This is a genomic window from Nocardia sp. GP40 (assembly GCF_050434125.1).
Lineage (GTDB): Bacteria > Actinomycetota > Actinomycetes > Mycobacteriales > Mycobacteriaceae > Nocardia > Nocardia albiluteola.
Window position 1 is genome coordinate 35,832 of sequence record NZ_JBNPVW010000012.1, and the last position, 25,768, is coordinate 61,599.

At 67.1% G+C, this 25,768-nt stretch carries 25 protein-coding genes; 12 read left to right on the forward strand and 13 right to left on the reverse strand.

Going from position 1 to position 25,768, the window contains the following annotated elements:
• The first annotated feature begins 64 nt into the window (after positions 1-64).
• Positions 65-415 carry a hypothetical protein gene (locus tag ABH933_RS31110; RefSeq protein WP_429423276.1) on the forward strand — a complete coding sequence of 117 codons (351 nt, stop codon included), beginning with the start codon at positions 65-67 and terminating at the stop codon, positions 413-415.
• A gap of 116 nt (positions 416-531) precedes the next feature.
• On the opposite strand, the gene ABH933_RS31115 is transcribed toward ABH933_RS31110, so the two are convergent.
• Positions 532-1,668, reverse strand: a complete 1,137-nt coding sequence (locus ABH933_RS31115; protein WP_429423277.1) for an acyl-CoA dehydrogenase family protein — start codon at positions 1,666-1,668, stop codon at positions 532-534.
• 54 nt (positions 1,669-1,722) lie between these two features.
• Positions 1,723-2,871 (reverse strand): acyl-CoA dehydrogenase family protein, encoded by a 1,149-nt coding sequence (locus ABH933_RS31120; protein WP_215919530.1) that lies wholly within the window; start codon positions 2,869-2,871, stop codon positions 1,723-1,725.
• Between the two features lie 158 nt (positions 2,872-3,029).
• Between ABH933_RS31120 and ABH933_RS31125 the strand changes: the two genes are divergently transcribed.
• Positions 3,030-3,638 carry a QsdR family transcriptional regulator gene (locus ABH933_RS31125; RefSeq protein WP_215919531.1) on the forward strand — a complete coding sequence of 203 codons (609 nt, stop codon included), beginning with the start codon at positions 3,030-3,032 and terminating at the stop codon, positions 3,636-3,638.
• A gap of 6 nt (positions 3,639-3,644) precedes the next feature.
• Here ABH933_RS31125 and ABH933_RS31130 read toward each other — a convergent pair whose 3' ends face one another.
• Positions 3,645-4,046 (reverse strand): hypothetical protein, encoded by a 402-nt coding sequence (locus ABH933_RS31130; protein WP_245401307.1) that lies wholly within the window; start codon positions 4,044-4,046, stop codon positions 3,645-3,647.
• A gap of 272 nt (positions 4,047-4,318) precedes the next feature.
• Here ABH933_RS31130 and ABH933_RS31135 point away from each other — a divergent pair, with 272 nt between their 5' ends.
• Positions 4,319-4,681 (forward strand): ACT domain-containing protein, encoded by a 363-nt coding sequence (locus ABH933_RS31135; RefSeq protein WP_429423278.1) that lies wholly within the window; start codon positions 4,319-4,321, stop codon positions 4,679-4,681.
• 9 nt (positions 4,682-4,690) lie between these two features.
• On the forward strand, positions 4,691-5,116 hold the full coding sequence (locus ABH933_RS31140) for a pyridoxamine 5'-phosphate oxidase family protein (protein WP_429423279.1): 426 nt from the start codon (positions 4,691-4,693) through the stop codon (positions 5,114-5,116).
• Positions 5,117-5,229: 113 nt separating this feature from the next.
• Here ABH933_RS31140 and ABH933_RS31145 read toward each other — a convergent pair whose 3' ends face one another.
• The gene (locus ABH933_RS31145; RefSeq protein WP_429423280.1) at positions 5,230-6,588 is read right to left on the reverse strand and encodes a wax ester/triacylglycerol synthase domain-containing protein; all 1,359 of its coding nucleotides are present in this window, start codon (positions 6,586-6,588) and stop codon (positions 5,230-5,232) included.
• Positions 6,589-6,716: 128 nt separating this feature from the next.
• Positions 6,717-7,910, reverse strand: coding sequence for an MFS transporter (locus tag ABH933_RS31150; RefSeq protein WP_429423281.1), 1,194 nt, complete (start codon positions 7,908-7,910; stop codon positions 6,717-6,719).
• Positions 7,911-8,066: 156 nt separating this feature from the next.
• Between ABH933_RS31150 and ABH933_RS31155 the strand changes: the two genes are divergently transcribed.
• Both ABH933_RS31155 and ABH933_RS31160 read left to right on the forward strand, forming a co-directional pair.
• Positions 8,067-8,558 carry a MarR family winged helix-turn-helix transcriptional regulator gene (locus ABH933_RS31155; RefSeq protein WP_429423282.1) on the forward strand — a complete coding sequence of 164 codons (492 nt, stop codon included), beginning with the start codon at positions 8,067-8,069 and terminating at the stop codon, positions 8,556-8,558.
• A gap of 369 nt (positions 8,559-8,927) precedes the next feature.
• On the forward strand, positions 8,928-9,317 hold the full coding sequence (locus ABH933_RS31160) for a hypothetical protein (protein WP_429423283.1): 390 nt from the start codon (positions 8,928-8,930) through the stop codon (positions 9,315-9,317).
• Positions 9,318-9,396: 79 nt separating this feature from the next.
• Here the strand turns inward: ABH933_RS31160 and ABH933_RS31165 are convergent, their stop codons facing one another.
• Positions 9,397-11,394, reverse strand: coding sequence for an APC family permease (locus tag ABH933_RS31165; RefSeq protein ID WP_429423284.1), 1,998 nt, complete (start codon positions 11,392-11,394; stop codon positions 9,397-9,399).
• 494 nt (positions 11,395-11,888) lie between these two features.
• Positions 11,889-12,710 carry an LLM class flavin-dependent oxidoreductase gene (locus ABH933_RS31170; RefSeq protein WP_429423285.1) on the reverse strand — a complete coding sequence of 274 codons (822 nt, stop codon included), beginning with the start codon at positions 12,708-12,710 and terminating at the stop codon, positions 11,889-11,891.
• A gap of 110 nt (positions 12,711-12,820) precedes the next feature.
• Between ABH933_RS31170 and ABH933_RS31175 the strand changes: the two genes are divergently transcribed.
• Positions 12,821-13,255, forward strand: coding sequence for a T6SS immunity protein Tdi1 domain-containing protein (locus ABH933_RS31175; RefSeq protein ID WP_429423286.1), 435 nt, complete (start codon positions 12,821-12,823; stop codon positions 13,253-13,255).
• Between the two features lie 404 nt (positions 13,256-13,659).
• Here ABH933_RS31175 and ABH933_RS31180 read toward each other — a convergent pair whose 3' ends face one another.
• Positions 13,660-14,331, reverse strand: coding sequence for a CoA transferase subunit B (locus tag ABH933_RS31180; protein WP_429423287.1), 672 nt, complete (start codon positions 14,329-14,331; stop codon positions 13,660-13,662).
• Positions 14,328-15,074 carry a CoA transferase subunit A gene (locus ABH933_RS31185; RefSeq protein ID WP_215919561.1) on the reverse strand — a complete coding sequence of 249 codons (747 nt, stop codon included), beginning with the start codon at positions 15,072-15,074 and terminating at the stop codon, positions 14,328-14,330. The genes ABH933_RS31180 and ABH933_RS31185 overlap by 4 nt, the downstream gene beginning before the upstream one ends.
• 168 nt (positions 15,075-15,242) lie before the next feature.
• Here ABH933_RS31185 and ABH933_RS31190 point away from each other — a divergent pair, with 168 nt between their 5' ends.
• Positions 15,243-16,022 (forward strand): IclR family transcriptional regulator, encoded by a 780-nt coding sequence (locus ABH933_RS31190; RefSeq protein ID WP_429423288.1) that lies wholly within the window; start codon positions 15,243-15,245, stop codon positions 16,020-16,022.
• Between the two features lie 33 nt (positions 16,023-16,055).
• Here the strand turns inward: ABH933_RS31190 and ABH933_RS31195 are convergent, their stop codons facing one another.
• The 4 genes from ABH933_RS31195 to ABH933_RS31210 form a co-directional block, all read right to left on the reverse strand.
• Positions 16,056-16,865 carry a carbohydrate ABC transporter permease gene (locus ABH933_RS31195; RefSeq protein ID WP_429423479.1) on the reverse strand — a complete coding sequence of 270 codons (810 nt, stop codon included), beginning with the start codon at positions 16,863-16,865 and terminating at the stop codon, positions 16,056-16,058.
• A 38-nt stretch (positions 16,866-16,903) separates the two neighbouring features.
• Positions 16,904-17,857: a carbohydrate ABC transporter permease gene (locus ABH933_RS31200; RefSeq protein WP_429423289.1), complete on the reverse strand. Its 954-nt coding sequence runs from the start codon at positions 17,855-17,857 to the stop codon at positions 16,904-16,906.
• On the reverse strand, positions 17,854-19,158 hold the full coding sequence (locus tag ABH933_RS31205; protein WP_429423290.1) for an ABC transporter substrate-binding protein: 1,305 nt from the start codon (positions 19,156-19,158) through the stop codon (positions 17,854-17,856). Before ABH933_RS31205 ends, ABH933_RS31200 begins: the two co-directional genes overlap by 4 nt.
• Positions 19,159-19,557: 399 nt before the next feature.
• Positions 19,558-19,989, reverse strand: coding sequence for a VOC family protein (locus ABH933_RS31210; protein WP_215919565.1), 432 nt, complete (start codon positions 19,987-19,989; stop codon positions 19,558-19,560).
• 135 nt (positions 19,990-20,124) lie between these two features.
• Here ABH933_RS31210 and ABH933_RS31215 point away from each other — a divergent pair, with 135 nt between their 5' ends.
• The 4 genes from ABH933_RS31215 (at position 20,125) to ABH933_RS31230 (ending at position 25,737) form a co-directional block, all read left to right on the forward strand.
• Positions 20,125-20,937 carry a hypothetical protein gene (locus tag ABH933_RS31215; protein WP_429423291.1) on the forward strand — a complete coding sequence of 271 codons (813 nt, stop codon included), beginning with the start codon at positions 20,125-20,127 and terminating at the stop codon, positions 20,935-20,937.
• Positions 20,938-21,216: 279 nt separating this feature from the next.
• Positions 21,217-22,038, forward strand: a complete 822-nt coding sequence (locus ABH933_RS31220) for an FAD binding domain-containing protein (protein WP_429423292.1) — start codon at positions 21,217-21,219, stop codon at positions 22,036-22,038.
• Entirely contained in the window at positions 22,035-24,749 is a 2,715-nt protein-coding gene (locus ABH933_RS31225; RefSeq protein ID WP_429423293.1) for a molybdopterin-dependent oxidoreductase, read from the forward strand. Before ABH933_RS31220 ends, ABH933_RS31225 begins: the two co-directional genes overlap by 4 nt.
• A gap of 16 nt (positions 24,750-24,765) precedes the next feature.
• Positions 24,766-25,737, forward strand: a complete 972-nt coding sequence (locus tag ABH933_RS31230; protein WP_429423294.1) for an antibiotic biosynthesis monooxygenase — start codon at positions 24,766-24,768, stop codon at positions 25,735-25,737.
• Positions 25,738-25,768: the final 31 nt, after the last annotated feature.

Here is a 25,768-nt window from a genome sequence, read left to right on the forward strand (position 1 = left end):
GTGAAAAGGATTGCGGCCGCGTGCGCGGGGGGCGATCGGAATTGTGGCCGCGACAGCGGCTCTCGTGCCGGCGACCGCGTCCGCGGCGGCCTACGGCAATCAATGCGGTAACGGCTACAACGTGATCGACTCGCACCCGCTGCGGGGCGGCACCATCTACCTCACCTACAACGGCGACAAGAATTGCGTCGTGACGATCCGGGATCAGCAGGGCGGACGGATCAACATGGCCGCCGGCGTGGAATTGTCGAAGAACCATCGCGATTTCGCGCAGGATCAGAAGCCGTACACCTGGTACGCGGGCCCGGTCTATCTGCAGGCGCAGCATCAGTGCATCGACTGGGGCGGGCTGATCGGCGGTACCGACAACATGTGGATCAACAACCACCCGGGCGACAACAAGCACTGCGGGTAGCGGCGAACCGGCGGCGCTCCAACTGTCACCGATCGCGCGCCGAACGGCGATCTATGCCGCAGCAAAGGGCCCCTCGGCATGAACGTCATGCCGAGGGGCCCTTGCGTATTCGGGCCCTACAGCTCCGCCAGCTGATGGTCGCCGACGTGGGCGGCCAGCCGGCGCAGGTGATCGGTGGAGTCGCCCAGCGTGTGCTCGATCGCGGTGAGGCGGGCCAGGTAGTGCCCGACCGGATACTCCGCGGTCATGCCGATGCCGCCGTGCAGCTGCACCGCCTCCTGGCCGATGTGCCGCCCCGAACGCCCGACGCGCAGCTTCGCGCGCGCGGCGATCATCGGATCGACGGCGCCGTCGGCCAGCGACATGGTCACGTAGTAACTCATGCTGCGGGCCAGCTCGAGCGAGACGTACATGTCGGCCGCGCGCTGGGTCAGCGTCTGGAAGGTGCGCAGCGCCACGCCGAACTGCTTGCGCGTCTTCAGATATTCGGTGGTGAGGCGCAGCGCCTCCTCCATCGCGCCGACCGCCTCGGCGCACAGCAGCGCCTGCGCGCGCACGGTGGCCGCGTCGATGTGCTCGGCCGCATCCGGCGCCGAATCGCCCACCGCGCCCAGCGCAATCGCGGGCACGGACGCGAATTCGATATCCGCCCCGCGGGATCCGTCGTGAGCGCGGTACGGGCGACGCGTGACGCCCGCAGCGGCCGGATCGACCAGGAACAGCCCGGTGCCGGATTCGGTAGCGGCGCTGACGATCAGCAGATCCGCGCTGTCGCCCGCGGCGACCGGATGCTTGCGGCCGCTCAGTTCCCACGAATCGCCCCGGCGCACGGCCGTCGTGGCGGTGGCCGGTGCGGGGTATCGATGGCCCGGCTCGGTGTGGGCGAAGGCCAGCCGCAGCTCGCCCTCGGCGACCTTCGGCAGAATCTCCTTGCGCTGCAGCTCGGTTCCGGCCGCGGCGATCAGCCCGCCCGGAATCAGCGCGGCGGTCAGCACCGGCTCGGGCGCCAGCCGGCGGCCCAGTTCGGTGGCCACCAGCATGGCCTCGACCGGTCCGGCGCCCATGCCGCCGTCGTCCTCGGCGAAAGTGAGCCCCAGCACGCCGATTTCGGCGAGGGTGCGCCAGATGGCCGGGTCGTATCCGAGGTCGGTGGCGATGACCGCGTTGCGCCGCTCCGCGGTGTATCCGCGGGCGAGGAGATCGCGCACGGTGTCCTGCACCATGCGCTGTTCATCGGTGAGTTCGAAATCCATGAACGGCCCTTTCATTCAGCCGGTTCGGGTGTGCGGGTCGGGGGTGGTAGCGGCTTACAGCCCGAGGATGGTGCCGGAGATGATGCCGCGCTGCACCTCGTTGGACCCGCCGTAGATCGAGGTCTTGCGATAGTTCAGGTAGGTGGCGGTGGAATGCCGCTCCCAGTCCGGAGTATCGCCCTCGACCGGCAGGGCCTGCGGACCCGCGATGTCCACGAGTAGCTCGGTGACCGCCTGCTGCAGTTCGGTACCGCGCAGCTTCAGGATCGAGGACACCGGATTCGGTTTGCCGTCGGAAGATCCGGCGGCGACCCGCAGCTGCACCAATTCCAGTGCGAGCAGCTCGTTTTCGAGCTCGGCGATGCGGGCGGTGTACAGCGGGTCGCTCAGCAGTCCCGCCTCGCGCGCGTATTCCTTGGCCAGCCACAGCCGCACCTTGGTGGCGCCCACCCCGGCGATGCCGGTGCGTTCGTTGCCGAGCAGGAACTTGGCGTAGGTCCAGCCCTGATTCTCCTGCCCGACAAGGTTTTCCGCCGGAACGCGGACGTTCTCGAAGAACACCTCGTTGACCTCGTACCCGCCGTCGATCAGCTTGATCGGGCGCACCGTCACCCCGGGGGTGTCCACCGGGAACAGCAGCATCGAGATCCCGGCCTGCTTCTTCGGCGCGTTCGGGTCGGTGCGGACCAGGCAGAACATCCAGTCCGCGTACTGCGCCAGGGTGGTCCAGGTCTTCTGGCCGTTGACGATGTAGGAGTCGCCGTCGCGCACCGCGGTGGTGCGCAGCGAGGCCAGGTCCGAGCCGGCGTCGGGCTCGGAAAAGCCCTGGCACCACCAGATGTCGAGGTTGGCGGTGGCCGGCAGGAAGCGTTCCTTGAGCTCCTGCGACCCGAAGTGCGCGATGACCGGGCCGATCATGTTGGCGTTGAAGGTCAGCGGCTCGGGCACCGAGGCCAGCTGCATCTCGTCGTGCCACAGGTGGCGCTGAATCGGGGTCCAGTCCCGCCCGCCCCACTCGACCGGCCAGTTCGGCACGGCGTAGCCGTGGGCATTGAGGATCCGCTGTGTCGTGACGAATCCGTCGCGGCCGATCTCCTGGCCCTGGCGGTAGGCATTGCGGATGTCGGCGGGGATTTCGCGGCGGAAGAAGGCGCGCAGTTCCTCGCGGAAGGCGAGCTCGTCGTCGGTGAGCGCCAGTTGCATGAGACCTCCAAATCGTGGTCGCACCGGTCACCTCGACTCGGCGGCGGACCATCCGTACACCGGAAATGGTACACATAGAGTGGTGTGTATCAAATTGAGTGGGGAGGTGCTGCGATGCGAGGTGCGTTCTCCCGGGCTGCGGCACCTATGCTGGGCGAATGACGCCCGGTGACACAGCACGCGGTGAGACCGCGCGAACGCGCGGGCGTCCGGCGACGGCCAGCCCCGAGGCGGTACTGGATGTCACCCTGGCCGCGTTCCGTGCCGGCGAGCGCGTCGATGTGAATGCGATTGCCGCCGGGCTCGGTGTGAGCCGCGCGAGCATCTACCGCTGGTTCGGTTCCCGCGACGGGCTGCTGGGCACGGCGCTGGCCCGCCAGCTCGAACGGATGGTCGTGGCCGCGGACCGCCGCTGCCAGGCCCGCGGGGCCCATCGGGTGTCGCAGGTGCTGGACCGCACGGTGCGCTGGCTGGCCGAGGACCCCTCGGTGCGAACGTATTTCGACAACGAATCCACCGCCGCGCTGCGGCTGATCACGCGCAGCGACGGGGCGGTGCATCAGGCGACGGTCCGCGCGCTGGGCGAGCTGATCCAGCGCGCACAGGAGCAGGACGGCTACCGGCCGCCGATCGACCGGGAGACCCTCGCCTACGCGCTGGTCCGGCTGGTGGAGGCATTCCTCTACAACGACGCGGTCGCCGGATTCCGCGGCGAGGTGGACCGGCTGCGCCAGGTGCAGGAGGCGCTGCTCGGGGTCACCCCGTAAGGGGCGTCAGCTCATGATCGTGCCCGAGCCGATCGCCAGATAGCCCAGGCTCAGCGTCATCAGGAACCAGCCCGCGCCCTGCCAGATCGGCCACGCCCGATGCCGCTGCCAGGCGCGATAGGTGGCGATGAACGCGCCGACCGTACCGGCGACCAGGATCAGCCCGGGCCCGAGCAGGATCGCGATGCGGGATGTGGTGTCGCAGAAGGTATGTGCCACCTGTCGGCAGGGCTCCCGGCGTCCGGCCCACTCGTCGACCCCCGCGAACACCAGCGCCGCGACGACGAGCACGCCGACGCAGTAACCGGCCGCATGGCGGTACATCTCCGGATCGTGCCAGCGCTTCTCGACATCGTCGCGCGCCATGTCATCCGGCCCTGGGTCGTCGGGCCCGTCACCGTCGGCCATCTACCGCCCACCTCCTCGCCATGTCGCTGCGAATCCTTGCGCACCGCCAGTGTCTCGCATACCACCGACACCTCACGCTCAGCACTGGGTAGTTGCCCCACGACGCTAGCTGGACACCGCACAGCGCCGGGTAGACGCTCCGCGGCATCGGGCAGATTGCCCCGCGGCACCGACGATCCGACGCGGCGTCACCTGTTCCCGCGCGGCCCAGTCGTTCTCGGGTTGCCGACACGGGGTCCGGATGGCATCCGCGCCCACCTAGGATTGCCCGCATGAGTGCCCAACGCCTGCACATCGTGCCCTCCCGGTTCGCGGTCGAGCATTTTCCCGAGGCCACGTTCCCCGAGGACGACGAGTGGATCGCGTTGGTACGGGCGCCGGAGGGGCTGACCGTGGTGCGCGACGCGCCATCATGGGCCGAGGGGGAGAGCTGGATCGGGCTGTACGGCGATCCGGCCAAGCACGGGCGCGAGACCGGGATGCCCGCCGCGATTGTCGGGCCGCTGGCCGAGGCCGGTATTCCGGTATTCGTCACCTCCACCTATCACGCCGATCTGGTCCTGGTGCCCGAACACCGGCTCGCCGAGGCCACCGCGACCCTGCGAGAAGCCGGTCACCGGATCGACGAGCGGTAGTCTCTGCTGATGCGAACCACTCTGTCCGCCCAGGCCGTCGCGGGTATCAACGGCGGCCTGCTGGCTCACCTGGTCACCATCGATGAGGACGGCGCGCCGTACGTGCGGTGCGTGTGGACCAAGGCCGAGGCCGAGACCCTGACCATCGGCACCATCGGCCTGGACAAGCGTTATGTCCGTAATCTGCAACGGGATCCGCGCGTCAGCATCTCGTACGAGTCGGGCCGGATCGACGATCACGGTCTCGCCGAATACCTGGTCGCCGAGGGCCGCGCCGAGATCACCGAGGGCGGTGCGCGGACCCTGCTGCGCGAGCTGGCCAAGGCCTACATCGGCCCCGACGTGGACTTCCTGTCCGATCCCTCGGTGGGGGAGGGCCATCTGGTGCGGGTCCGGCTGACGAAGGTCAGCGGCAGCGGCGCCTGGCTCGACTGAGTTCACCCGCAGGATATGTGGATCGCCGCTGTCCCGAGGTTCACCTGCCGCGAGGTTCACGCATCGGGCAGGCCTCGGGACGCGGCCGAAAACGACGCGCCGCGCGGACGGTGTCAGGCCAGCGCCACAGCGAGTTCGCCGAACGCGTCCACCAGCAGATCGCAGTAGGTGTCCAGATCCGGGACGATGTCCGGATCGCACGCCACCGAGACCGCGAATGCCTTGTCGGCGCCGACGAACGAATGCGCCAGGGCGATATCGGGATAGACCGGCGGCAGCATGCCCGCGAACCGGAATCTACTGCCCGGCAAGGACAATTCCGCCGACAGCTCGCAGCGGATGCTGGTCAGGATCGTGTGGGCGGGGTCGGGCGCGTTCGGATCGGCGGCCGGCAGGGTGCCGAACCGCGCGCGATAGCTGCGGCTGGGCAGTCCGTCGACGAGGCCGAGCCGGATCAGCTCGCGGGGACTCGACGCCGAACCGCGGCGGGCGCGCAGCGTGGCGTCCACGGCACGGGCGCGGTCCGCGAGTCCCGATTCGCCGGGATGCAGATCGATCACGTCCGCGCCGACGCGGTTGACGCCCATCACCGTCGCCTCCGGCACCGCGATCGTGACGTAGGCCGCGAGATCGTCCGGGCAGGGCGCATCGTGCTTGCCGAAATACCGTTGCATGGCAAGGGATATGGCGGTCAGCCCGACCGCGGTGACGGTCACGCCCGGCACCCGGACGGCCGAAACATCCAGCGGCACAGTGCGCATCGCGCGCCCGCGGCCGACGCGCCGGTTCAGCGCCGTCTTCGTCCGCGGCCGCTGCGTCAGCCAGCCCTCCCCGCCGTCGCGGGCGATGTTCCGGTTCTCGCGGCCGACCGCGCCGATGAAGCGTGCCAGCCGCCAGGGCGTGGACAGCGCACCGGCGACCGCCGCGGGCCAGGCCCGAACCCGTTGCGCGGCAGCAGGTTGCCCGTCGATGTGCACGGGCGCCGGCGTCGCGGCGAACAGCGCCTCGGACAGCGACGTCATCGCCGGGCCCGCCATCAGCGCGTGCGAGGTGTGCATCAGCACGACCGTCCCGGCGCCGGTGAGGGTGTCGATGCCCGACACATCGGGAAAGATGTGCAGCCGCCACGCGCACTCCCGCGCATCCAGCTGCTCGATGAGCAGCTCGGCCATCGCGTGCTGACACGCGGCCCACGTCATCCCGGCCGGATGGGCCACCAGATGATCCTCGACCGGACTGTCGTCGGCGACCCAGAACGGATGCGCGAATCCGCCGGGCGCCTCGTGGATTCGGCGCCGCAGCGGCTCGAATACCGCTGCGCGCGTGGTGAAGTGCGCGACGACCTCCTGGGCGGTCGGCGCCGGGCCGTCCGCGCTGTCGAACACCCACCACATCGGCCAATCGGTATTGCGCCCCGACCTGGCCAGGTAGTAGTAGACGGCGTCATTGGCCACCAACTGCGCTGCGTGCATCCGTGTGTCCCCGTCGATCGTCGATTTCCGTCACTGTAGCGTCGGGCCGCGCCCACACACCGATCGGATCCAGGAGGGGCAAACGTTACGGCCGCCGAATCGGTAGGGCGGGCGGCTGTGGGCGGGACTCAGTGTGCCGCCGTCACAAGGGATTCCGGTCGCTCGGTGGCGTCTGCGGAGTCCCGGCGCTCCAGCACTCCCGACACCACCGCCAGCATCACGGCGCTCCCGGACAGCGCCACGCCGACCCAATTCGGTGCGGTGTAACCGTATCCGGCCGCGATGACCAGGCCGCCCAGCCAGGCCGCCAGGGCGTTGCCGAGGTTGAAGGCGCCGATGTTCAATGCCGAGGCCAGAGTCGGCGCGCCGGCCGCCTGGTCCAGGACGCGCTTCTGCAGCGGAGGTACGGTCGCGAAGCCGAGCGCGCCGATCAGCACCACCGTGACGGCCGCGGCGACCTTGTTGTGCGCGGTGACCGTGAACAGGCCCAGCACCACCGTCAGCGTGCCGAGAGTCGTGTACAGCATGGGCATGAGATGACGGTCGGCGTACCGGCCGCCGATCAGATTGCCGATCAGGAAGCCGAGGCCGAACAGCGCCATGATCCAGGTGACCGAGCCGTCGGCGTACCCGCTGACCCGGGTCATCATCGGCGCGAGGTAGGTGATCGCGGCGAAGACGCCGCCGAATCCGAGCACCGTCATCGCCATCGCGAGCAGCACCTGCGGGTTGGCGAGCACGGCGAGCTCGCGGCGCAGCCGGGCATCGCGCGGCGCGGGCGTATCGGGCACCAGCGCCGCGATGCCGAGCATGGCGAGCACCCCCACCAGCGCGATCAGCCAGAACGTGATTCGCCAGCCGAAATGCTGCCCGAGCAGCGTGCCCAGGGGCACGCCGAGCACGGTCGCGACCGTGAGGCCGGTGAACATGAGCGCGATCGCGCCGGCGCGCCGGTCGGGGCGCACAAGCGATCCGGCGACCACCGAGCCGATCCCGAAGAACGCGCCGTGGGCCAGCGAGGCCACGATCCGGCCGGTCAGCATCAGGCCGAATGTCGGTGCGACGGCGGACAGTGCGTTCCCCGCGACGAGCAGGACCAGGCTGATCAGCAGCATCCGCTTGCGGGAGACGCGGGTGCCGAGGCCGGTCATGATCGGCGCACCCGCCAGGACGCCGATGGCATAGCCGCTGACCAGTAGTCCCGCGGTGGGAATGGACACCCCGTAGCCACCGGCGATGTGGGGGAGCAGCCCGACGACGGCGAATTCGGTAGTGCCGATGGCGAAGGCCCCGAGCGCGAGGGCCAGGAGTGCCAGTGGCATGGGACGAGCCTCCTAAGTTTTGTGCACAAGATGATTGCAAGCCCACACAATAATTGCAAACGCTCTATATTTGCAAGCGCCGGATATCTCGGAGAGCGGCTATCCTGGAACCGAGCCGGTCCACGGGCCTCGCGACCGACGAAGAAAGGTGCAGATATGACCGCCGACGCCGCCCTCACCGGGCTTGCCGACGGCTGGTACGCGCTGTCGGTGCTGCACGACCGCATCGAGGCGCAGATCGAGCGGTCGCTACAGGCCGGTCACGGGCTCAGCGTGCGCGAGTACTCGCTGCTGGTCGTGCTGAGCCGCCAGCACGACGGGCCGGGCGGGCACCTGCGCATGAATCAGGTCGCCGATTCGGTCGCATTGAGTCAGAGCGCGACGACCCGCCTGGTCACCCGCCTCGAGGATCGCGGCCTGCTGCAGCGCTACCTGTGCCCCGACGACCGCCGCGGCATCTACACCGACGTCACGCCGGCCGGCCTGGAGCTGCTCGACGCCGCGCGGCCCACGCACGACGAGGCGCTGTCCGGCGCGCTGCGCCAGGCCGCCGCGGATCCCGGCCTCGCGCCGCTGGTGTCGGCGGTGGAGGCGCTCAATGCCGCTGTGACAGACGGTGATCGGCCGCGTGCGTATCGCCCCGGCTGATGACGTGCCGTTTGGTGCGCTGATTCAGGCGGCCGACGGTCCGGAGGCGCTGAATGTGGCTGTTGCGGATGGTGATCGGCCGTGCGCGTGTCGCCTCGGCTGATGAGGTGCTGCTTGGTGTGCTGGGACAGGCGGGCGCCGGGGCCCCAGAAGGCGCTGAATATGGCCGTTGCGGACGGTGACCAGCCGTCGGTGCGGGCGTGGCGGCTGCCGGGCGGGTTCGGTCTGGTGCCCGAATCGCGCGATTCCCGAGTGGGCCGAGGATTTTCGCGGTCAGGCGCGCAGGCTGGGCGGTGCGATCGGGAAGTTCGCCGTGGCGGGTGGAAAGGCGGGCTTGATCGAAGGCGGGCGGCATGCTTTAAAGGACATATGGTTTGGGGGGTACTCGTCATCGCCCTCGCGACCGGGATACTGTTCAGCTCCTTCTTCACCGAGACGTGGGCGCAGGACGCCCGGTACGCCGCCGAGTCGATGGGCCCCGCGGTGGGACCGGAACCGCGGCGGCTCGGGCCGGGCGCGGCCTGGTCGCGGGAACTGCCGCCGCCGAGTTCGATCATGCCGGCCGAGCGCACGATCGACCGCGAGCCGGCCGAGCGCACGATCGATCGCGAACCGGCCGTGGGGGAACAGGCCTACGTGATGCTGTGCGCGCAGGCGCGCCGCCTGGATGCCATTACCCGCTGGTTGCGGGTGTGCTCGGCGTTGTACCTGCTGCTCGGTATCGGCGCGGATTGGTTGTGTTCCACCCTGATCCGTTGAGGGCGGCAGCGCATCTCGGAGGGCTCAGCATGCGGGGCGATCGAGGCTCGGGATGGTGGGGTCGGCCGGTTCGCCGATCTCAGTGCGTTCGGGTGATGCCGCGGCGAATCTCCCCGGGGCTGTGCTGGATTCGCTCCGGCGACCGCGTGCGCGAGGATCGCAGCTGGTACGGCACGCTCGTCACCATCACCCCCGGCACGAACAGCAGCCGTGCCTTCAGTCGCAGTGAACTCTGGTTGTGCAGCAGGTTTTCCCACCAGCGGCCCACCACGTACTCGGGAATGTACACCGCGACAACGTCGCGCGGGCGGGACTGCCGCGCTCGTTTGATGTATTCGATGACGGGCCTGGTGATTTCGCGGTAGGGCGATTCCACGACCTTCAGCGGAATCGCCATACCGGCCCGCTCCCAGTCCCGGGTGAGCTCGCGGGTGTCGGAGTCGTCGACGTTCACCGACAGCGCGGTGAGCGTGTCCGGGCGCGTCGCCCGCGCGAACAGCACAGCGCGCCGAGTCGCCTTGTGCCAGCCCGACACCAGCACGATCGCGTGCACCCGCCCGGGCAGGGTCTCGACCTCGCCGGGGTCTATCTCGAGCTCGGACCGCACCTGCGAATAGTGCCGGTGAATCCCGGCCATGACCGCCACCAGCACCGGAATCGCGAACACCACCAGATACGCGCCGTGGGCGAACTTGGTGATCATGACCACGATCAGGACCACGCCGGTGAAGCACGAGCCGAACGCGTTGATGATGCGCGCCCGATGGATGCGCGCCTTCTCGGCGGCCGTTGTCGCGGTGCGTAGTTCGCGGTTCCAGTGCCGCACCATCCCGGCCTGGCACAGCGTGAACGAGGTGAACACCCCGACGATGTAGAGCTGGATCAGTCGTGTGGTCGATCCGCCGAACGCGTAGATCAGTCCGGCCGCCACCACCGCTAGGAGAATGATGCCGTTGGAGAAGGCCAGGCGATCGCCCCGGGTGTGCAGTTGGCGCGGCATGTAGCGGCGCTGGGCGAGAATCGAATTGAGCAGCGGGAAGCCGTTGTAGGCGGTGTTGGCCGCCAGGATCAGGATCAGCGCCGTGGTCACCATCAGGTAGTAGAAGGCGATGCTGTGCCCGCCGAATACCGCCGCGGAGATCTGTGCGATCACCGTCTTCTGCGCGTCGGTGTTGCAGTTGCCGGGGAAATTGGTGATGTCGCAGGTGTTCTCGGTGACCTTGGTGTGCGTGAGCATCGCCAGCGCCGTCACGCCGACGAACATGGTGATCGCCAGCACGCCCATCGCCGTCATGGTGCGGGCGGCGTTGAGCGCCTTGGGTTTGCGGAAGGCGGGCACGCCGTTGGAGATCGCCTCGGCGCCGGTCAGCGCCGTGCAACCGGAGGAGAAGGCGCGCAGCAGCAGGAAGGCCACCGCCGCGCCCGACAGCCCGATCTGCTGGGGGTGGATTTGATAGTGGGCGCTCTCGGCGACCGGGGTGTGCCCGAAGAAGGTCTGCCCCAGTCCAACCGCGGTCATCGCCAGCACCCCGACGACGAATCCGTAGGTGGGTATCGCGAACATCCGCCCGGATTCGCGCACGCCGCGCAGATTCATGGCGGTCAGGAACACCACGAACCCGAGGTTGATCGCCACCCGGTACGGATTCAGCCCCGGCAGCGCGGAGATGATGTTGTCCACGCCCGAGGCGACCGACACCGCCACGGTCATGATGTAGTCCACCAGCAACGCCGCGGCCACCACCAGGCCCGCCCCCGCCCCGAGGTTCTCCGCGACCACCTCGAAGGACCCACCCCCCGACGGATAGGCCTGCACCACCTGCCGATACGACAGCACCACCACGGCCAGCAGCACGACCACCCCCGCCGCAACCCACCACGCCAGATGCAGATACGCCACCCCGGCCAGGGTGAGAATCAGCAGAATCTCCTGCGTCGCGTACGCGACCGAGGAAAGTGGATCACTGGCGAAAATCGGCAGCGCAATCCGCTTCGACAGCAGTGTCTCCCCGAGCCGATCGCTGCGAAACGGAAGCCCCAGCACCAGCCGCTTCGCGACATCGATAGGTGAAACCACGATGAGCCAGCCTTAAGCGTGTGCGGTTGCTGATGGGAAGCGGGACGTAGGGAAAACGGTAAAAGTTGCCTCTTGATCGTATAGACCTCGTCGGGACGGCACCGGATTTCCAGCTGGACCGCTAGGTTGGCTTGCCTTCGTGAGCACGGCGGCGACAACATACGGGCTACAGGTGGGTGGGCGCCGCGGTCACCATGCCCGGTCCAGTACTTGCCTGCTCGCCGAGCTGCTCAACCAGGCGGTGCAGGTGGGGAAGCACGGCCGTCCGGAGCCGGGAGGCCGCGGACCGGGAAGGCGCGGCGATTGCCGGCCGGCGGGCCGATCGGGGCGCGGACCGCGCTTTCCACCTGCGACAGGTCCAGGTGACATGCCGAGAAGATCGAGGTCGGAGGGTTCGCGGCCGCAATCTGTGCCTGACTCCGGCACCCGAGCCGACTTGCTGCCCGGGTGTCGGAGCCGGATGAGTCGCTACTCGGCGTGCAGGAGCCGGCGGGTCAGCGGGACCACCTCGCCGATCCAGCGGCGGAGCTGGTTTCGTCCTGCGATTCGGGCCAGTAGACGAAGGTGTCGAAGCCGGTCTCGGTGGCGAGGTCCGCCAGGATGCGGGCCCAGCCCGCGGCGTCGGTGCGGATGGGTTCCTCGCCGCGCAGGGTCACCGCGCCGGGCGTCTCGGTGATATGGCCGACCAACTGGGCCATCCGGGTGATCGCTGCCGGGCTTCGGCCCGCGTCGACCGCCGCGGCCGAGATGATGTCCTGTGCCGTTTGCCATTTCTCGTACGGCAGGTAATGCGGGATGGGCGCGGCCCAGCCGTCGGCCAGGCGTCCGGTCAGAGCATGCGCCTTGGGACCCACACTGCCGTACCAGATCCCGACCGGATGTGCGGGCGCCGGACCGGCCTGCACGCCGTGCACCGCGTAGTAGGTGCCGGTCTCGTGCGCCTTGGTCCCCTCGTGCCACAGCGCACGAATGATCCGAGTTGCCTCCTCGAGCGCTTGCAGCGCTTCGGGATTCGTCCGCGTGGGCCCGCCCATCGCGGCGATCCCGGCCCAGAAGGCGCCCGCACCCAGAGCCAGCTCGAACCGGCCGCCACTGAGCAGATCCAGGGTCGCGGCCTGTTTGGCGAGCACCGCCGGCCCGCGCATGGGCAGGCTCGCGACGTCCGGGAACACCCGCAGCCGCTCGGTCTCGGCGAGCACCGTCGCGATGACCGACATCGTGTCCGCCAGCGCCCCGGCATACGGATGGTCCTGAATGCCGAGAAGATCCAACCCCTCCCGGTCGGCCAGCCGAGCGAGAGCCCGAATCTGGGTCAAGTCTGCTGCAGTGGGTGCGAGCTGAATACCGAATCGAAGTTCCACCCTGTCCGATATACACATCGGCGGCGAGGTCCGGCCACTGAGGTCCGCTCTGGTTGGATGTGCCGGTGACCACCGTCCCGTATCGCTTCATCGGCCCGCACCGAATCGACGAGGTCATGCCCGCCTGGACCGACCACCTGGCGCGGTTCGATACCGTGGTCGGGTACTCGGACCTCGGGCACGCCTTTCTGATGAGCACCCGCACCGGCGAGTATGCGATCCTCGACCCGTACAGTCCTGGTTTCAACAGCTACGGGGCGTGCGCCGACCTCACCGAATTCATCGACCGGGTGCTGTTCGATCCGAACGTCATCACCCACATCCTGCGGCCGCCGCACGTCAACGCGATTCGCAACCGGCTCGGGCCGCTCGATCCGGACGAGGTGTACATCGCCACTCCCTACCCGTTCCTGGGCGGCTCGGAGGACCCCGAGTCGTATCACAAGGGCGGTGTGTGGGTCTCTTTCGACCTCGTCGCGCAGGCTCAGGGCCTCGAATAGCGGCCGGCGTAGATCGCGACATCCATGGCCGCCAGCGGAATCGCCGATTCTGTTCGTCGTGCACTTGTATGCACCACTGCCGCACAGGATCTTGTCCGCGAGTTGATAGCACTGCATCGCGCGCTGGCCGTAGGCGATCTCGTTGGGCTGGAATGGTCTGCCGTCTTTGGCAACATCGAGGGATCGTTCGGTGGTTCCGCCGGCGTTGTAGCCGGAGGCCAGGAACTGGTTCAGCGGTTGGCGAAGACGAACGGTCCTGTACGCCTGGCTCGCCGCGTCGTCCCGGAGCATCGTCAGATTGTAGGCGGTGGCCTTGATGGATACCTCGCTGCTGCCCATGGATGCAGCACAGCTGAAATCAACTCCGGGCTACCTTCGGCGGTCCACCGCGGCCGGCGAACGCCCTACTGCGCGACGCGCTCCTCGGCGTCCTCGCCGATCATCAGCTCGACGATCAACTCGGCCTCGGTCGCCGCCGCGATCTGATCGACGGTAACGTCGGGTGCGAGTTCGCGCAGTACCAGCGCACCGTCGCGCACATCGATCACGCCGAGGTTGGTGATGACGCGCTGCACCACCCCCTTGCCGGTCAGCGGCAGCGTGCACCGCTCGACGAGTTTGGCGCCGCCGTCGCGATCGGTGTGTTCCATGACGACGATGACGCGGCGGGCGCCGTGCACCAGATCCATGGCGCCGCCCATGCCCTTGACCATTTTGCCCGGCACCATCCAGTTGGCGAGGTCGCCGTCCTGCGAGACCTGCATGCCGCCGAGAACCGCGGTGTCGATGTGCCCGCCGCGAATCATGCCGAACGACAACGCCGAATCGAAGAATGCCGCGCCCGGGTTCACCGTGACGGTCTCCTTGCCGGCGTTGATGAGGTCGGGGTCGATCGCATTCTCGGCCGGGTAGGGGCCGGTACCGAGAATGCCGTTCTCCGAATGCAGAACTACCTCGACACCTTCGGGAAGGTAGTTCGGAATCAGGGTCGGCAGCCCGATTCCCAGGTTGACGTACTCGCCGTCGATCATCTCGGCCGCGGCGCGCGCGGCCATCTGCTCCCGTGACCAGCTCATGCCGACACCGTCCGCTTCTCGATTCGCTTGTCCACCACGCCCACATGCACCACGCGCTGCACGAACACGCCCGGTAGATGTACCTGGGTGGGATCGAGTTCGCCCGGCGCGACCAGCTTTTCGACCTGCGCGATGGTGGTCCGGCCGGCCATCGCGGCCAACGGATTGAAGTTCATCGCGGACTTGTTGAACACGAGATTGCCCTCGGTGTCCCCGATTTCGGCGTGCACCAGCGCGAAGTCGGTCACGATCGACTCCTCGAGCACATACGTCCTGCCGCCGAAGTCACGAGTCTCCTTGGGCGGCGACGCGATCGCCACGGAGCCGTCGGCGTCGTAGCGCCACGGCAGGCCGCCGTCGGAGACCAGGGTGCCGACACCGGCGGGCGTGTAGAAGGCCGGGATCCCGGCGCCCCCGGCGCGCAGCCGCTCCGCGAGCGTGCCCTGCGGGGTCAGCTCCACCTCGAGCTCACCGGACAGATACTGGCGGGCGAACTCCTTGTTCTCGCCGACATACGACGCGGTGACGCGACGAATCTGCCCGGCCGACAACAGGATTCCCAGACCGCAGTCGTCGACACCACAGTTGTTGGAAAACACCTCGAGCCCGGTAACACCGCGATCGGCGAGCGCCGCGATCAACGCATCGGGTACTCCGCACAATCCGAAGCCGCCGACCGCGAGCGACGACCCGTCCGCGATGTCCGCCACGGCCTCGGCCGGAGTATTGCGAACCTTCCGCACCGACCCTCCTCTTCGTTCACTGAATAAACGTCGAACTTTGCGGGTGCCAGTGAACAACGTTCCGGGAGATCACCGGAAGAGCCGCTCGCACTTACAGCCGAAACTGTTCAACAACCGGTCGCGGCTCGTCGATGTGTCCAATATGTGAACGGAGTACGCTCTCGGGACATGGCGGCACCCGATGGATCTCATGTAGTCCGCCGAGCGGCAACCCTGCTTCGAGTGGTCGGTTCGGTCGAGCCGGCCGGCGCGTCCACCACCGAGATCGCGAAGAAGGCGGACCTGGCCCGTCCCACGGCGCACCGGCTGCTCACCTCGCTGGCCGCCGAGGGCCTGATCGACCGGGACTCGAAGACCGGTCGCTGGTCGCTCGGACCGGAGCTGTACCTGCTCGGCGCGGCGGCAGGAAGCCGCTACGACATCACCGATCAGGCCCGTGACATCCTCGGCCGTCTGTCGCGTGCCACCGGGGAGAGCGCGTTTCTCTCGGCCCGGCGCGGCGACGAAACCGTCTGCGTCCTCAGCGAGGAAGGCAGCTTCCCGGTCCGCTCGCACGTTCTGTACGAGGGCAAGCGATTCCCGCTCGGGGTCGCCTCGGCCGGCCTGGTGATACTGAGCCACCTGTCGGACCGCGAGGTCGACGATTATCTTGCGGGGACGGACCTGGCAGCGGAGTGGGGCGAGGCGCACGGTGAGGCAGCCCTGCGCGCTCGCATCGAGTCGACACGGCACACGGGGTACGCGGTCAATCCGGCGCTCATCGTCGAAGGAAGCTGGGGGATGGGAGCGGTCGTGTTCGATCCCGGCGGGCGTCCCGCATGGGCGCTGAGCCTGACGGGCGTGGAAACTCGGTTCCGTTCCTCCCGTCACGCCGAGCTGGGCGCATTGCTCCTGGAACACGCGCACGTGCTGTCCAACCGACTGAAGTCGCGAGCGAGCACTATCTGATCGAGGCGGTCAACGCGGTCGCCGGCGGCGGTTCTACCGTCCACCGAACCCGGACATCGCGATTCCCTTGATGAATGCCCGCTGGGCGATGGCGTAGGTGACGAGCAGCGGAAGGAGTATGAGCATGGACGCGGCCATCAGCACGGGCCATTGGGAAATGTACTGACCCTGCATCCAGACCAGGCCGAGGGTGACCGTGGAGATGTCCTTGCGCTGGATCATGATCAGTGGCCAGAGGAAATCGTTCCAGACGTTGACCCAGGTGAGTACGGCCAGGACCATGACCGCTGGCTTGGCATGGGGGAGCAGGATTCGCCAGTAGATCTGCCAGGGTGTGCATCCGTCCAGTACCGCGGCCTCTTCGAGTTCGGTTGGCAGAGTACGGAAGAACTGACGCATCAGGTAGGTGCCGAAGGCGCTGCCGAACAGGCCGGGCACGATCATGGCCCACGGGGTATCGGTCCAGCCGAAGATCCGCATGAGGATGAACTGAGGGATGACGGTGACCGTGAGCGGCACCATGAGCGTGGCCAGGTAGGCCACGAACAGCACCTCACGGCCGGTGAATGTCAGTCGGGCGAAGGCATATCCGGCCAGCGAGCAGAAGAACACCTGCCCCGCGGTGATGCACACCGCATAGCCGAGGGTATTCAGGAACATCCGTGCGAACGGCATCAGGTGAAACACCTGGGCATAGTTGGACCACTGCGGGTGGGGCGGTAACAGGTTCGGCGTGGTGACCTCGGATTCCTTTTTCAGCGAGCCGGACAGCGCCCACAGAATGGGGAAGAGCGCACACCACGCCGTGGCGATGAGCGCTGCATAGACGGCGAACGCCCGCATGATGCCCCGGGCGCCGGCCCTCTGGGAGATTATCGGCATCAGTCCTCCGTGGCGTGCCTGCGAGCAATGCGCAGTTGAATGACGGTGAGTGCCAGCAAGAACACGAAAACCAGCCACGCGATGGCGGAGGCGTAGCCGATGTCACCGAACGCGAAGGCGTTCTGGAAGATCATGATTCCGAAGACGTAGGTCGCGCTCTCCGGGCCGCCGTGACCACCGGTCAGGACGTAGACCTGGTCGAACGCCTGCACCGCGTTGATGATCGAGATGACGAACACGAACGACAGTGCCCCGCGGATCAGCGGCAGGGTGATCGACCAGAACCGCCGCAGTTCTCCGGCACCGTCGATTTTCGCTGCCTCGTAAAGGTTCTCGGGCACGCCCTGCATGGCGGCGAGCAGCACGACGGTGGCGAACGGGACGCTCTTCCAGATACTGACCAGGCACAGCGAGACCATCGCCCAGTGCGGGTCGACCAGCCAGGGGACCGGGCCGAGGCCGATCCAGCCGAGCATGATGTTGAGCAGCCCGTTGTTGGTGTCGAAGACGAAACGCCATACGACGGCCATGACCACGCCCGAGACGGCCAGCGGCAGGAACAGCACGGTCCGGAATACGCCGATGCCCTTGATGTGCCGGTTCAGCAGTTGCGCGCACAGCAGGCTGATGACAACGGTCGGTATCAGCGTTCCGAGGGTGTAGACGACCGTGTTGCGCAACGCGATCGAGAACAGCGGATCGGCGGTGAGCAGTCGGCGGAAGTTGGCGAGACCGGCAAATGTGCTGGGCCCGAACATATCCCAGTGCTGAAAGCTCAGATGCAGCGAGAATCCCACTGGGAAGAGCAGAAATACGGCGACCGCGAGGAGGTTCGGCGCGACGAACAGGCGTCCGGCCCGCGCATTTCGGCCGGCGAGCGGGGAGCGGTGCGTGCGGTGCGGGGAGAGCGCCGGTGCGGGAGCACTCGGGTCGGATTGTTCGGCCGGTGTCATTGGTTGCGAAGCACCTCGTCGGTGTCGTGGGTGAGCCCGTGCCGCAGCGAATTCGCCGCGGCGGTCCCCCGGAGCACGGGCCCGAAGTCGCGGTCCATCAGGGCGTCGATCCGTTCCCACGCGGGAGTGACCGGAAGTGGACTCGAGTACGACGGCCCGTTGGTGAGAATGTCGAGATTGCGGATCCGGGAATGTGATTTCGCAAAGCCGGCCGACTGCACCGCGGACTTCAGCACCGGAACGAACAGGCCGGATTCGGCGATCACGGCCTGTCCCTCGGGGCCGCAGGCGAATTTCACGAATTCCCAGGCTTGCCGCTTGCGCGGGCTCCCGGCCGCGATGGCCAGACCGGTCGTGCCGATATTCGACCGCCCGCCCCGGCCGCGCGGACCGCCGGGCAGGGCGGTGACATCGAAATCCAGGTCATCGGCGCTCGAGAACGTGCTCCATCGCCAGTGCCCGCCCATCGCCATTGCCGCTTTCCCCTGGGTGAACAGGTCCATCGTCGACATCGACTGCTGATCGGCGACGGTGGGCGCCACCCGGTGCTTGTTGGCCAGGTCGGCGTAGAACTGAACACCGTCGACGAACGCGTCGTCGGCGAAGTTGGACCGCGACGGGTCGGTCCGCGGAGTCGTCCACTCGGTCCCGTTGTTCATGCCGAACAACCCCGCCGAGTAGTACGGCACCCAGGTGTCCACGAACCCCCACTGGGTCACCTTCCCCGAGGCGTCGCGCTTGGTGAGAGCCTGTGCCGCACGGAGGAATTCGTCGAAGCTCCAACCGGTCGACCAGCGATCGGGCGGCGTGATCCCGGCCCGATCGAACAGCTTTCTGTTGTAGAACAGGAAATTCCCGGACCACTGTTCCGGCAGCGCATACTGGCCGCCCTTGAAACCGAATGTGTCGTACAGGGCGGGAATGCTGTCGGCCTTCAGTGTGTCGCGGAAGCCGGGGTCCTGCCCGAACATCGTGTTCATATCCAGCAGCACCTTCCGGTCCGCCAGGCCGGCGTAGGTCTGCTCCCACGCCATCAGCACATCGGGGCACTTGCCGCCCGCGCAGAAGGTGAGCATCTGCTGCATCGGGTCCGGGCCGGACAGCACCGTCCGCACGGGAATGTCCGGATGCCGGCGCGCGAACTCGCGAATGACCCGCATACGCCCGTCGGTCTCTTCGGGATTGGCCTGAAAGAAGAAGGTGAGCGAATCGTCGTGACCGCACCCCTCCAACGCCGGAACCAGCAGCGACGCCCCCACAACCCCCGCGCCGCGCAGCAGCGCCCGCCGTCCCAATGTCATTACAGCCCAGATTCTGTGAGGTGTACCGGCGGCTTCGAACGCCGGGAGCGCAGCGTCCTCCCGTTCAGGACGACGCCCACCCCTCATGGTTGGGAGTCTCGAACTTCGGTGGCAGGACGCCGATACCGTACAACCAGGCCACAAAGAAACTCGGCAGCACGCAATCCTCCATCAAAGCTGTGTCGGCAAGGTGGTGAGCAACCGCCACAACCCAATATGGCGGTGCGTTATATAACGTACCGCTACACAACGGCAAGATATGGCCCGAGATGTTCCCAGTCCTGAAGTGAACGCGGGGCCCGAGCGGTATCCACCCCACCGCGGGCACCGCGAGACCGAGTCCCTCCCGGAACTCCCGTCTCGCGGCGTCGGCGGGCCGTTCGGCGCGCCACGGTCACCTCACAGCGGTGCTGTGAGTTCCAGGTGAATTCCGTCGGGATCGTCGAACGACAGGATCGCGATGGCGAACTGCTCCATGTCGATGACCTCGCCGTGCTCGACACCTGCTGCACCGAGGCGCGCCGCTGCCTGGTACAGCTCGTCCTTCGATCCGACCGAGAAACTCATGTGGTCCAGTCCCACCCTTTCCGAGTCGAAACGATCGGTGGTCGCGGCGACCGGACGCAACCCCAGCAACATTCCGTTGGCCTGAAATACGCATCCGCCGTATAGCTGGAACGGGTCCGCCCGGACATCCGGATCGTCCGCGCTTCCCGGCGATTCCGCGACAACGTCGAAACCGAGCACATCCCGGTAGAAGGCGCGGGATCGCTCGATGTCGGTCACCGTCAGACGAACGTGATGGGTCCCAATGGTTGCAAGAACAGGCATGCAAGCTCCGAAGGTAGTAGTTGTTGCGTGCGGTGGATACACCGACGGCGGACCTGAGAACCGCACCGGGCGTGCCCCTCGCCGGCGCGCCTCGGTTGAACCATAAGCTCGAGCTCACCTCGAGGGTAGCGTCGGATGCGACACGTTTCGCATCGTTTCCGACAGGGCGCAACCCCGGTTGCGACCGCCGGCTGCCACCAACCCTCGCACTGGCACGGAGCCGAACCATCGCTCGATCCGAGATATCGAGAGGTCCGTGACATCTGTCGCGAACAGTGCCAGATCTGTCGGGCGCGACACTGCGAATCCAGCTTTAATCTGGCTAAGGTTTCATCAGCGTCATCGGCGACCATCGAGCCCTACGCCACCGATTCCCGACGACGTCGGTCCGGACGCTACTCGATCACCAGTGGAGATGACATGAAGTTGCACTGTCGCCGCTGCCGCTCGTTCGAATACACCGTAACGAGCACCGGCACGCAGACCACAGCTGCCGAACTATCGGCAGACAAACCGTCGGCGGCCAATGGGACCCGAAGGTTTTTCGACTGCCTCGTCGCCACCGTCGGGATCGAACAGGGGGATGCCGGGCTGGCGAGCATCGCCACTCAGATCATTCGAGGGGCTGCCATCGAGACCGAGGCAGCCGAGATCGCGATCTACGGCAATTTTGCCCCCGCGAATTCCCTAACCACCACCTTCCGGAACCCGGACCGGTCGGGTCCGCCGATCGAGATCGCCGATACCCTGGATATCCTGTCGGAGATCAGAGACCGCCTACAGGAACGCGGCGAGCACGTATATCTGATACCTCCAGGCTGCCGCACGCGCTTCCGAGACGACCCCGCCGAAGGTCGCGCAACCGAATATCTCGTCGATCTTTCGACCGGCGGTAACCCTCCTGCGCTCGGCAGGAAGTTCGCGTTTCACCAGAGCTGCCAATTCTGATCGACAACCCTGGGCGCAAAACAGGTATTGACACCCACTCGGCCGGACTGCCAACCTGATAAAGCCGCGATGACGTTTCGTGTGTGGTTGTAAACTGGAGGCATATCAAGCTTTCCAGCGTTGATGACGTCCGCGATCGGCAACGACGCCGCAGACAAGTTGAATTGTCTAACAATTCGATCCGCGTATCCGAAATGTCCGAAACGACTCCTGCATCGACTCGGAACCCTCCAGCCGGTCGGTCCAGCGGAGCCTGAGGGCGAGCCGGTGGAGGCTGGTATGGATCTGAATACCGTCGTCGACGTCGTCCGCCGGCCCGCTCCCCGGCCGGGTGCGGACTGGCACACCGGAGACGCGTGGCTGGCCGGGGGCACGTGGCTGTTTTCCGAGCCGCAGCCCACCGTCCGCCGGCTGGTCGACCTCACCGAACTCGACTGGCCCGCCCTGGCACCCGACGGCGAGGGTCTCGAGATCGGCGCGACCTGCAAGATCAGGACGCTGCACGAATTCGAGCCACCCGGCGGCTGGCCGGCCGCCTGCTTGTTGCGCACCAGCTGCGAGGCGTTTCTGGCGTCGTTCAAGATTGGGAATTCCGCCACGGTGGGCGGCAACATCTGCATGTCCCTGCCGGCCGGACCGATGGTCACCATGACCGTGGCGCTCGCCGCGACCTACCGGCTGTGGGCCGTCGACGGAACCGAAAGGACGGTCGCGGCAAGGGATTTCGTCATCGGAAACCATCAGAACGTGCTGCAGCCCGGGGAAATCCTGCGGAGCGTCCACATCCCCGGCGACGCGCTGCGCAAGCGCTACACGCACCGTAGATTCACCCTCACCAAGCTCGGCCGCTCCACGATATTCATGATCGCGACCCGGACGCCGGACGCCGGCGATCTGCTGCTCACCATCACCGCAGGTACGACGTATCCGGTTGTGCTGCAGTTCGATTCCGTGCCCGATGCCGAAACCATGCAGGACCGCATCGATGCCATCCCGCCCGGGGTCTGGTTCGCCGACCCCAACGGCACACCGGATCATCGCAGGCACCTGGCCAAGCACTACGCCGAAGAAATCCGGACTGAACTCGGGGGCTCGACATGAGCTACACCGTCAACGGCAAGACGTTCTCGCAGGAGCCGCGCCCCGGTCAATGCCTGCGAACCTATCTGCGCCACCTCGGCTGGTTCGGGGTGAAAAAGGGTTGTGACGCAGGCGATTGCGGCGCGTGCACGGTCTGGCTCGACGGCCGTCCGGTGCACAGCTGCATCACGCCCGCGTTCCGCGCCGACGGGCATGCGGTGACGACGATCGAGGGGCTCGGTTCACCCGAGAACATGCATCCGATGCAACAGCAGTTCCGCGATGCCCCGGGGTTCCAGTGCGGCTTCTGCACCGCCGGCATGATCATGACGGCAGCCGCGCTGACCGATGAGCAAAAGCGGGACCTGCCGCACGCATTGAAGGGAAATCTGTGCCGCTGCACCGGTTACCGGGCGATCGAAGACGCGATCAACGGCGTGGGCGAGATCGAAGAGGCAACGGCGGGTCGGGTGATCGGCGCGAGTGTGAGCGCGCCCGCCGGGACCGGAGTGGTCACCGGACGCGCCGAGTACACGATGGACATCGAGCCGGAGGGCATGCTGCATCTGAAGGTGCTGCACTCCCCTCATGCCCATGCGCGCATCGTTTCCGTCGACAAGACCGCGGCGCTCGCCGTGCCCGGTGTGCACCGCGTGTACACGTGGGAAGACGTGCCCCGCAAGCTGTTCACCACCGCGGTCCACACCGATCATCTCGTCGACCCCGACGACACGTACATCCTGGATAACGTCGTGCGCTTCGCCGGCCAACGCGTGGTCGCGGTGCTCGCCGAATCGATCGGGGCCGCGGAGGAGGGCTGCCGCAGGGTCGTTGTCGACTACGAGATGCTGCCCGCGGTATTCGATCCCGAGGAGGCGATGGAATTCGACGCGCCGCAACTGCACGGCTCGCACGACCCGTTCGTGCACGACCCGATGCACAACATCCTGCTCGAGATGCACGGCGAAATCGGTGATGTCGCACAAGGTTTCGCCGACGCCGACGTCATTCACGAAGGCACCTACTTCTCACCGCGTATACAACACGTACACCTGGAAACGCACGGATCGATCGCCTGGATGGAAGCGGGCCGGCTGCACGTGCGGACCAGTTCGCAATCCCCGTGGGTGGCCAAGGGGAAGCTGGCGCACCTGTTCGACCTGCGCCCCGATCAGATCCGGGTGTTCTGTGAGCGGGTCGGCGGCGGCTTCGGCGGCAAGCAGGAGGTGATCAGCGAGGACCTGGTGGCGCTGGCAACACTGGACACCGGCCGCCCGACCTGCCTGGAGTACACCCGCGAGGAGGAATTCACCACCGCCCCCACGAGACATCCGATGAAGATCACCGTGAAACTGGGCGCCCGGGCCGACGGCACCTTGACCACGTTCCAGTTCCGCAATATCTCCAACACCGGCGCCTACGGCAACCACGGCGGCGAGACATTGTTCGCCGGTGGCTCCGCGATCGCGGCCTACCGCTGTCCCAACAAGAAATTCGACGGCTATGTCGTCTACACCAATACCCTGCCCAGTGGCGGGCTGCGCGGCTACGGCATGACTCAGCCGGTGTTCGCGGTGGAGTCGGCCATGCACGAGCTGGCCGTCGCGCTCGGCATGGATCCGCTGGAACTGCGCCGCCGCAACATCGTCCGGCCCGGTGACGCGCTGCTGTCCATGCACGACGAGGCCGACGACGTGTCGTTCACCGAGGACGGATTGGGCGCGTGCATCGACCGCGTCGATGCCGCGCTGCGCGCCCACCCGAACGGGCAGGCGCTGGGCGAGGATTGGCTGATCGGCGTCGGCACGGCCAGTTCGTTGCACGAGACCGCGCCGCCGACCGAGCACATCTCGGTCGGGCTCGCCACGCTGGGCGACGACGGCATCTACGAGATCGCCGTGGGCACGGTGGAGTTCGGCGAGGGCACCTCGACGGCGCACGTGCAGATAGCCGCGCACGAGCTCGGCACCACGCCGGCGCGAATCCGGCTTATCCAGGCCGACACCGACCGCACCCGTTTCGACACCGGCGCGTTCGCCAGCGCCGGACTGTTCGTCGCCGGCAACGCGGTCCAGCGGAGTGCGGCCGCGCTGCGCGACCGGATCCTGCGCTTCGCTTCCGCCTACACCGGAATCGTGCTGACGTCGTGCGCGATGGACGACGACGCGGTGCGTTGCGGCGACACCCGCGTTCCGCTGGCCGAACTGGCGGTGGCCGCCCGGGACCGGGGTGGGCGGCTGACCGAATCACGCAAGGCGTACGGCTCGCCGCGCAGCGTGTCCTGCAATGCGCACGGCTTCCGGATTGCGGTGCACCGAATCACCGGTGAGATCCGCGTCCTCTACAGCGTGCAGGCCGCCGATGCCGGGGTCGTCATCAATCCCGCACAGGTTCGCGGTCAGATCGAGGGCGGCGTGGTCCAGGGCCTCGGCGCCGTCCTGACCGAACACCATCTCATGGAGAACGGCGTCGTGGTCAACCCGACGCTGCGCAACTACCGCATCCCGACCTATGCCGATGCGCCGCGCACCGAGGTCATCGTGGTCGGCTCGACCGATTCGGTGGGCCCGGTACGGGCCAAGGGGATCGGCGAATCCTGCATCAATCCGGTGGCGCCGGCCATGGCGAACGCGGTGTACGACGCGACCGGCGTCCGATACCGCGAGCTGCCGCTCACCCCCGACCGGATCTTCGCGGCCCTGCGGCCGGCCCGGCTGACCCCGACCGGCTGATCGCCGGAGCAGATCGATGACCCGCGAGAAGCCTGCGGTCGACGTCGCCACCGTCATCATCGGCGAAACGGTCCGCCCCGGCTGCGAAGAGGCCTTCCGGTCCTGGGCGGAGGGGCTCAACAACACGGCCGCACACTATCCGGGATTCATTGCCGCGGAGATCAACCCGCCGACACCCACGCAGTCGCAGTGGTCGGTGATCTACCGATTCGACTCGATCCCGAATCTGCGGGCCTGGATCAACAGCGCCGCACGCCAGGATCGACTCGCCGAGGGCCAACGCTACCTCGACAGTCCCGCCACGCAGCAGATCGTGACCGGCGCCGCCATGCCCGCCGATACCCTCGTCACCGCCGTGGTCACCCATCGGGTTCCTCCCGATCAGATGCCCGAGTTCCTGTCCTGGCAGCAGCGGCTTCGATTGGCGGAGAAGAAGTTTCCAGGATTCCGGGGTTCGGAGACCTTCCGCCCGATCGAGGGTGTGCAGGACGAGTGGACCATGCTCTACCGATACGACAGCGCCGCCGATCTGGACCGCTGGCTGACCTCGAGCGAGCGACGCCGGCTGCTCGACGAAGGCAAGCGGTTCAGCGACTTCCGGTTGCGCACGATCGACAACTCGTTCGGCAGCTGGTTCGCGTTCGACGAGGACGGTGGCCGCACTCGCACACCGTCGCGAACCAAGACGACGATCGCGGTGTGGGTCGGCCTCTATCCGACGGTCGTGCTGCTCACCTTGTTGATGGCGCCGGCGAAGCTGTCGCTGTGGCTGGGCATGCTGATCGGAAATCTGTTGTCCAGCTTCGTGATGACCTTCGTGGTCATGCCGTTCTATGTGAATCCACTGCTGGATCGCTGGCTGGACCCGGCGCCCGATGCGCCGCCCACGGCGACCAACGTTCGCGGTTACCTGTTGATCGCCGCGGTCATGGCGTTCTGGGGAGTGCTGATCTGGCTGGTGACCGCCGTGTTCTGGCACCTGCCATGAGACGGGTATGCGCTCCCGCCACAACCGATTA